Source organism: Bacillus sanguinis (genome assembly GCF_018332475.1).
In the GTDB taxonomy this organism is placed as follows: Bacteria; Bacillota; Bacilli; order Bacillales; family Bacillaceae_G; genus Bacillus_A; species Bacillus_A sanguinis.
Window position 1 is genome coordinate 1 of the sequence record NZ_BOQB01000250.1, and the last position, 6830, is coordinate 6830.

A 6830-nucleotide genomic window follows, 5' to 3' on the forward strand; every position below is an offset into this window, starting at 1 on the left:
AATAGTATACATTATTTATATAATTGTGTTATACTCTTGTTGGGGATTACGAGAAATATTTCATTAAATGAAAAGGATGGTATATAAATATGAGTACTGTGAATGTCCAAATTGGTTTACACGAATTATTGAACGGAAGCAATGCACAGATTCAACTAAGTGTTCCGCAATTAGTGGAAAAAGTATTAATGCGAAATGAAGGGAAATTAACTTCTACTGGTGCCGTTTCTGCTTCAACAGGAAAATATACAGGACGTTCTCCTAAAGATAAATTTATTGTGAAAGAAGCATCGGTTGCTGACAAAATTGCTTGGGGAGCAGTAAATCAACCGATTTCTGAAGAACATTTTAATAAATTATATACTAAAGTTTTAGAATACTTAAAAGAAAAAGAAGAGTTATTCGTCTTCAATGGATTTGCAGGCGCTGACCGCAATTACCGCCTACCAATTCAAGTTATCAACGAATATGCATGGCACAATTTATTTGTACATCAATTATTCATTCGTCCAACTGAAGAAGAATTAACAACTCATGAATCAGAGTTCACAATTGTTTCTGCGCCGAATTTCAAAGCTGATCCAGCTGTTGACGGTACAAACTCTGAAGCATTTATTATGGTTTCATTCGAAAAACGTATCGTACTAATTGGTGGTACAGAATACGCTGGAGAAATGAAAAAATCAATCTTCTCTATTATGAACTTCTTATTGCCTGAACAAGATATTCTTTCTATGCATTGCTCTGCAAACGTAGGTGAAGAAGGCGACGTAGCACTATTCTTCGGTTTATCTGGAACAGGTAAAACAACATTATCTGCTGATCCAAACCGTAAATTAATCGGTGATGATGAGCATGGTTGGTCTGATAACGGTGTATTCAATATTGAAGGCGGTTGCTACGCAAAATGTGTAAACCTTTCTCACGAGAAAGAACCACAAATTTTCGATGCAATCAAATTTGGATCTGTTTTAGAAAACGTTATCATTAATAACCAAACGCGTATCGCAGACTACAACGATACTACTTTAACAGAAAATACTCGTGCTGCATACCCTATGCATGCGATCGACAATATCGTACTGCCAAGTGTTGCTGGACACCCAAATACAATCATTTTCTTAACTGCTGATGCATCTGGCGTATTGCCTCCAATCAGTAAATTATCAAAAGAACAAGCTATGTATCATTTCTTAAGTGGTTACACTAGTAAACTAGCAGGAACAGAGCGTGGTGTTACATCTCCACAAGCAACATTCTCAACTTGCTTCGGTTCACCATTCTTACCACTTGATGCATCTCGCTATGCTGAAATGCTTGGTGAAAAAATCGAAAAACACGATGCGAAAGTATTCTTAGTAAACACTGGCTGGACTGGTGGCGAATATGGCATTGGTAAACGTATGAACTTAGGTTATACTCGTGCAATGATTCAAGCTGCATTAAGCGGCGAACTTGCGAAAACTGAAACAGCTAAACATGACATCTTCGGTCTTGAAGTTCCACTTCACGTACCAGGTGTACCTGACGAAGTGTTAATGCCTGAACAAACTTGGGCTGATAAAGCTGCTTACAAAGCGAAAGCAATCGAACTTGCGAGCGAATTCAAAGAGAACTTCAAAAAGTTCGACAGCGTATCTGAAGACATTATTAACTTAGGCGGTCCAATCGCTTAAGTACAAACTTTCTGTTGGAATAACCCTTTTACTCATATGAATAAGTGTCGTGTAACCGTAAAGTTTCGCGTACTCACCGACAAAACCCAATGCGGCTTAACGGTTATACACACTTACATAAAAAAGAAGCTTACGTTTTTTACGTAAGCTTCTTTCTATATCTTATCTCTTCATCTATGACTCAGGTCATAAAATTACAGAAAATTCATTTTATAATCATTCACTTTTAGTTTTTTATGATACAATTTACATATACAGGAAAGGATGAGATCTATGAAAAACTTTTCTCGTACAGGAAAAATTTTATTCAGTTATGGAGCGATCCAAATGTTTTGGGGACTTGTAATGCTTAACGTTAAGTTATTTGAGCATACAAGTGAAACGATAAAATATATTATTCTAATTACCGGAATAGTTTTTTGTATTATATCCAACTTTTTTAAAGAACCTAAGAAATAAGTGATTTCATATTAACTTATTGGAAGCAGAAACCTGCATTTTATACAAAGTTACGCTTCCTGTTGTACTATCCATCACTGAATCACTTATCCCAGAGTAAACCCATTTCAACAGAGATAAATCACGGCTTCGAACATATAAATTATATCCCTACTCACTACATCTCTCTGGTTTTACATCGCATGGGGCTAAAAAAGGCTCTGACCGTTTTTATCCGTGGCTGGATCATCTATTCCATCTAAAAAGAAGCTTTTTATCTTTTTAGCTCTTCGTTAATTCTTTCTCATCTTTCATACTATAGTATCCTAAATTCACAACGATTAAGAAATAACCGCCCATAATCCCTACTGCAAATGCCCACATCACCATATGATGCTCAATTTCGTACATAATAATAGCACCTAAAATAGCAGCAGCAAAACGATTAAACATACCGAGCGTCGGTGCTTTCGTTTTCTTTACGATACTATCTCCAAGCTTCTCAATTCGTCTCCCTAAAAGCCAAACGCAATACATACTTACGATAAGTCCAATTCCTGCACCTAAAAAATGTGCTGAAAACGGTGTTACCATCCAGCCTAGCAAAAGAATACTTAGTATATAATACGATTGAATTTTAAACGACCTTAATGACATACTAATCATGCTGTTCTCCTCTTCAGTAATTTTTATCTATCCAACAAAAAATTTCTTTCAAGTCTATACTGCTTACATCCATTTCACTCAAATTAAAAACAACATAAACAGTACGTTTATGTTGTTTAAATGTTTTTAGAAAATAATATTATACAAGATTTCAAACATCATATTCTCATAATTTGTGACGTTTTTGCAAACATTTTTCGTCCATTTATGAAAAAAATGATATCAATCTATGAACATACGGATATGATGTAATAAGCACACAAATAAAGGGGGCGTCTAATGATTTATTTTTTAATGGCTCTCATTCATCTCATTATCCCTGCACTTATTGGACTTTCATTATATTGGTACACGAAAAATCATAGTATTTTCTACGCTGTCCTCGGTGTCCTTCTCCCAGGTATTATTCTTATCACACTCTTCCGTATTCCATTTTTAAACTTAATTCCACTTATTACTGCTATCTTATTTCTCATCTTCTTACCAAAAATAAAAAAATAGGAAAGCAGATCATAGGTGATCTGTTTTCCTATTTTGATATAGGTTCCCCCGCAATAGAATGTACTTTTACTTTCTCCGATTTCACAAACCATAGACCGAAGAAAATAATAATTCCACCGATTATTTGTTGAAACGATACATATTCATTTGCCCATATAGCTGCGAATAAAACTGCTACAAGTGGCGTTATATACATATATACCATCGTATGTGACGCCCCAATTTTTTGAACACCGACATACCACATCACTAAACCAAATACTGTTACAAAGAAAATCGAATATAGTAAAGCAAATAGTGTCATTCCGTGTGTAATGTGAAATGGCATGATAAATACATATGGTCCACTTAACAATAAAAGTGGAATCGCGCCAACTAATGCTGACCATGCGGTAACACGTAATGCTGAATATTTTTTAATTAATGGACCTGCTAAAACAGGATAAAGCCCCCAGCATATTGATGCAATTAGTCCCATTCCATTTCCATAAAAAGAACTAGCAAGTGAATGCCCTGCTACTAAAACTAATGCTGCACCACCAAAGGCAATGATAGAACCGATGAGCTTTCGAGAAGAAAACTTTTCTTGTTTCAAGAAAATCGCAAATAAAGTTGTAAAAATAGGTGAAATAGAAATGAGTAAAGAGGCATTTGTAGCGGACGTATATTTGACAGTTTCCATAAATAATGTTTGATACAGTACAATACCTACAACACTAACGATGATTAATCTAGGTATATCCTTTCGTTCCATATAAACCGACTTTTCAATGAAAAATGTAAGGAATAACATAAGCGGTGCCGCCGATATCATCCGAAGTGCAGTAAACTCAATTGCTGTAAATTCTAAAAGTCCATATTTCGCAATCGTAAAATTAATCCCCCAAATAATAACGACACTTAAAATTAATAACTCAATCCCCCATCTTCTCATGCGTATCCCCTCCGCAAATAAGATTATACAGAAAATTCAATCATATGTACATTTCATTATGTGAAAAAATCTTTGTATTGTATGCAACGTTTTGGTACAGGAAATTATATCGGCGATTTTTTTAATATAGCGACTTATACAATAAAAAAGGTGGTTCCAAAATACATTTTGGAACCACCTTTCCTTTACTACACTCGAACGTGTAACTTCATATTTGGATTATAAAATTGGCTTGGGCTCTTCAGCTGAAAAGTTCCTCCACCTTCATGCCAATCAACTGTTAACTTATCATCCATAAATACAAGCTTTGTGCGATCTGCGATAAAGCTAAACTGGCTTGATTCAATATCCACATCGCGCTCATCTTTTTCTGCTACAGCTACTAAATCGATAATTCCGCTCATTACACAACCGCAACCTTCGTTATCGTAAAATAACTTTATATATTTCGCTTCATTTGGAATCGTATCCATAATCTTTTTATATGCTGCTTCTGTTACAGTAACGTACATACGTTAATCTTCATCCTCTCTTCTCGCATCCTTCCTATATTGTACCACCATTTTTCTCTAAATATATATACAGAAAATTAGGACTAACATACAATATATGTAATAAAGGAGGTTGTATCACTATGTTAAAATTACTGCGATACCCCATCTTCTTAGGCCTACTCGGTAGCTTTTTTCTTTCTAGCGGAATGGTATTACAACATATACTTCCCTATTCTCCTTCTATTGGTTGGATTTTAGGATTTATTTGTTTCCTAACTGCTTCCTATTTTGCTATGAAAAACAACTAATAGCACAATCACCCAATCATTTATTCCCAATCAAAAAATACGGAAAAGACAGTAGCCTATCAACAATGATTACAGCAAGCATAAATACTCACTCATTATGGATTACGTAAAAGAAACAAATATGTCACTCATCGGTGTGTCACACTCTACCTCTGAATATTTAGTAAAAGAGACATTGATGTATAAGTGGTTTAAAGAGAATTTTGAAGTGGATGTTACTTTGGTTCCACAGGAAAAATGGTGGTTATAAATTTTTAAAGAGATAGCTAATTTAGCTATCTCTTTTTACTAGACTTAAAATTTCATGAGGCGTTTGAAAAATATAATCAGCCTCTTCGAATCCATTTCTTGTCTTCGCTCCCCACAAGGCTAAACCAAATTTTGCTCCCGCTTGTTTTGCGCATTGTAAGTCATATACTGAGTCACCTATGTATATCGCTTCTTGTGCATCTATATTTAATCTTTTTAAACATGTCACAAGTGGCTCAGGATTTGGTTTATGTTTCATTGTATCTTCCACACAAATAGAGTGTTCAAAATATGAATGTAATCCAAATGGCTGGAAATCATCGATAAACTCTTGGCGTGTTTTTGAAGTCACAATACCTGTTCGAATCTTATATGAAGAGACTATTTCAATCACTTCCGCAATTCCTTTAAATACTGTAATTTCATTCTTAAAATCTGCCATATTACGTATCCATTTCTCATGAACTGCTTTCATATTTTCCACACCGATTTCTTGTAACGCAGCCATACCTGGAATACCTAATGCAAAATGTAGATTTTCTAATGAATAATTTATCCCTTCATCTCGCAACGTTCTCTGTAATGAATATAAAACTGCTTTTTCCGTATCTAACATTGTTCCGTCAATATCAAATATAATTCCCTTCATTTTTACGTCCCCCTTTACTTCACTCCAACGATTAGCTCAATTCCATGTTCTTTCACTACTCTTTCTAAATTGCCAGGAACAACATCATTCGTAATAATTGTATCTATCGATTCTAATGACAGCGCCTTAAAGTTTTGACGTTGATTCATTTTTGTCTCATCGGCAAGTAAAAACACTCCATTCGTTTGTTTAACAATTTGACGCTTAAAATGAATATCTTCCTCATACGCATAATAGACACCGTCTTCTGTAAGACCGGGTGATCCAATAAAAACTTTATCAAAATGATAATCTTTTAGTTTCTCCATTGCAGAAAAACCTGTCATATAACGTGAGTGTTTATTTAATTCTCCACCCAAAATATGAATATTTACATTCTCCATATCCAGTAAATGATTTACCGTATCAATTGAATTTGTAACAACCGTTATGTTATTTGCTGTCAAAAATGAAGCCATACAATTAACAGTTGTTGAAACATCAAGATAAATAACTTCATTATCTCCTACAAAAGAAGCAGCTTGCTTTCCAATAGATATCTTATATTCAATTTCTTTTTCCTCACGATTTACATAATCCGATATTTTACGGTGGAAAGATGATAAAGCTACACCACCATGAGTTCTTACTATTGTTGTTTCATTTGTTAACTTTACAATATCTCTTCTTGCTGTATCTCTGGAAACTTGAAATAGCTCACACATCATTTTCAAACTCATCGTCCTATGTTCATTTAAATACTCCATTATTTTTATTAGACGTTCCTCTTGATTCATAATCTCACCCATTTCCATTTACCTTTAAGTATTTTTAAGTTATTTTAAGTATATAATAACACAAACACTTAAACAAACCTTAAAATAACTTAAAACAGGAGTGAAAAAATGTTACGTACAATTATTTTTGATTTTGATG

Annotated in this window: 9 protein-coding genes and 1 pseudogene; 5 read left to right on the plus strand and 5 right to left on the minus strand. The window is 34.2% G+C overall.

The window, feature by feature from the left end; genetic code table 11:
* The first annotated feature begins 89 nt into the window (after positions 1–89).
* Together pckA and KI369_RS22730 are read left to right on the plus strand one after the other, a co-directional pair.
* Positions 90–1676 carry a phosphoenolpyruvate carboxykinase (ATP) gene (pckA, locus tag KI369_RS22725; protein WP_144612162.1) on the plus strand — a complete coding sequence of 529 codons (1587 nt, stop codon included), beginning with the start codon at positions 90–92 and terminating at the stop codon, positions 1674–1676.
* Positions 1677–1949: 273 nt separating this feature from the next.
* Complete coding sequence (locus tag KI369_RS22730; RefSeq protein ID WP_212957482.1) at positions 1950–2135, plus strand: hypothetical protein; 186 nt, start codon at positions 1950–1952, stop codon at positions 2133–2135.
* Between the two features lie 261 nt (positions 2136–2396).
* On the opposite strand, the gene KI369_RS22735 is transcribed toward KI369_RS22730, so the two are convergent.
* The gene (locus KI369_RS22735) at positions 2397–2780 is read right to left on the minus strand and encodes an ATP synthase subunit I (RefSeq protein WP_212957483.1); all 384 of its coding nucleotides are present in this window, start codon (positions 2778–2780) and stop codon (positions 2397–2399) included.
* Between the two features lie 279 nt (positions 2781–3059).
* Between KI369_RS22735 and KI369_RS22740 the strand changes: the two genes are divergently transcribed.
* Positions 3060–3281, plus strand: coding sequence for a hypothetical protein (locus KI369_RS22740; RefSeq protein WP_000639042.1), 222 nt, complete (start codon positions 3060–3062; stop codon positions 3279–3281).
* Positions 3282–3309: 28 nt separating this feature from the next.
* Here KI369_RS22740 and KI369_RS22745 read toward each other — a convergent pair whose 3' ends face one another.
* Positions 3310–4215: a DMT family transporter gene (locus KI369_RS22745; protein WP_212957484.1), complete on the minus strand. Its 906-nt coding sequence runs from the start codon at positions 4213–4215 to the stop codon at positions 3310–3312.
* A gap of 188 nt (positions 4216–4403) precedes the next feature.
* Complete coding sequence (locus KI369_RS22750) at positions 4404–4727, minus strand: iron-sulfur cluster biosynthesis family protein (protein ID WP_000289563.1); 324 nt, start codon at positions 4725–4727, stop codon at positions 4404–4406.
* Between the two features lie 122 nt (positions 4728–4849).
* Between KI369_RS22750 and KI369_RS22755 the strand changes: the two genes are divergently transcribed.
* Both KI369_RS22755 and KI369_RS29555 read left to right on the plus strand, forming a co-directional pair.
* Positions 4850–5017 carry a hypothetical protein gene (locus tag KI369_RS22755; RefSeq protein ID WP_212957485.1) on the plus strand — a complete coding sequence of 56 codons (168 nt, stop codon included), beginning with the start codon at positions 4850–4852 and terminating at the stop codon, positions 5015–5017.
* Between the two features lie 58 nt (positions 5018–5075).
* Positions 5076–5267: pseudogene (locus KI369_RS29555) on the plus strand (Nif3-like dinuclear metal center hexameric protein); the annotation flags it as partial.
* A 21-nt stretch (positions 5268–5288) separates the two neighbouring features.
* Here the strand turns inward: KI369_RS29555 and KI369_RS22760 are convergent.
* Both KI369_RS22760 and KI369_RS22765 read right to left on the minus strand, forming a co-directional pair.
* Complete coding sequence (locus KI369_RS22760) at positions 5289–5915, minus strand: HAD family hydrolase (protein ID WP_212957486.1); 627 nt, start codon at positions 5913–5915, stop codon at positions 5289–5291.
* 14 nt (positions 5916–5929) lie between these two features.
* Entirely contained in the window at positions 5930–6691 is a 762-nt protein-coding gene (locus tag KI369_RS22765) for a DeoR/GlpR family DNA-binding transcription regulator (protein ID WP_212957487.1), read from the minus strand.
* Positions 6692–6830: the final 139 nt, after the last annotated feature.

Excerpts from the sequence above, each read along its gene's own strand:
- KI369_RS22740 (WP_000639042.1), top strand. The coding sequence starts at position 3,060 with ATGATTTATTTTTTAATGGCTCTCATTCATCTCATTATCCCTGCACTT.
- KI369_RS22750 (WP_000289563.1), bottom strand. The coding sequence starts at position 4,727 with ATGTACGTTACTGTAACAGAAGCAGCATATAAAAAGATTATGGATACG.
- KI369_RS22735 (WP_212957483.1), bottom strand. The coding sequence starts at position 2,780 with ATGATTAGTATGTCATTAAGGTCGTTTAAAATTCAATCGTATTATATA.
- KI369_RS22755 (WP_212957485.1), top strand. The coding sequence starts at position 4,850 with ATGTTAAAATTACTGCGATACCCCATCTTCTTAGGCCTACTCGGTAGC.
- KI369_RS22765 (WP_212957487.1), bottom strand. The coding sequence starts at position 6,691 with ATGAATCAAGAGGAACGTCTAATAAAAATAATGGAGTATTTAAATGAA.
- KI369_RS22760 (WP_212957486.1), bottom strand. The coding sequence starts at position 5,915 with ATGAAGGGAATTATATTTGATATTGACGGAACAATGTTAGATACGGAA.
- KI369_RS22730 (WP_212957482.1), top strand. The coding sequence starts at position 1,950 with ATGAAAAACTTTTCTCGTACAGGAAAAATTTTATTCAGTTATGGAGCG.
- KI369_RS22745 (WP_212957484.1), bottom strand. The coding sequence starts at position 4,215 with ATGAGAAGATGGGGGATTGAGTTATTAATTTTAAGTGTCGTTATTATT.
- pckA (WP_144612162.1), top strand. The coding sequence starts at position 90 with ATGAGTACTGTGAATGTCCAAATTGGTTTACACGAATTATTGAACGGA.